Here is a 562-nt window from a genome sequence, read left to right on the forward strand (position 1 = left end):
GGCGCGAGGAGAACCACAACCGCGCCCAAGCCCACGCAGTCGGCTGGGCCGAACGCGCCACCACCGAGTACAACGAAGCGGTGAGGCACGAGGACGACGCCCGGGAGCGCCAGCAGTACGACAGCGGCTGGCAGCGCGACCGCGCGGCCGAGTCCCGCACCCTGGCCCAGTTCCACGGCGTACGGTCCACCGAAGCCCGCATCCTCGCCGAAATGTGGGCTTCGGTCGCCAAAGCCCTCGACGCGCGACCCACCGATTTCGAACTGGTCCCCGGCCCCTGACCGGACGTGTCACAGGAGTGTCACGCCGCGTTCACGCCGCCCCCACATGTCGCATGATGGCCCCTCAGCACTAACAGTCCTGGGGGGACGAACCATGCGCATCCGCTACACCATCGGCGCACTCACCGCCGCAGCACTCCTCACGCTCACCGCCTGCGAAGGCACCGACGACACCGGCTCCAGCAAGCCGTCCGCCGCCGCCGAGGAGTCCAGCGACCAGGCCACCGAGAGCGACACGGCGGCCGAGGACGCCGACGCGGGCGAGGCCGAGACGGCTGAAC

Annotated in this window: 1 protein-coding gene and 1 pseudogene; both read left to right on the plus strand. The window is 70.6% G+C overall.

The window, feature by feature from the left end; all coding sequences use genetic code 11:
* A partial coding sequence (locus tag IG84_RS38540; protein WP_037801470.1) for a hypothetical protein occupies positions 1-281 on the plus strand: 281 nt, incomplete at its 5' end.
* A gap of 94 nt (positions 282-375) precedes the next feature.
* Positions 376-562, plus strand: a pseudogene (locus IG84_RS0137230) (DUF4232 domain-containing protein); the annotation flags it as partial.

The sequence above is a fragment of the Streptomyces ochraceiscleroticus genome, from assembly GCF_000720485.1.
In the GTDB taxonomy this organism is placed as follows: domain Bacteria; phylum Actinomycetota; class Actinomycetes; order Streptomycetales; family Streptomycetaceae; genus Streptomyces; species Streptomyces ochraceiscleroticus.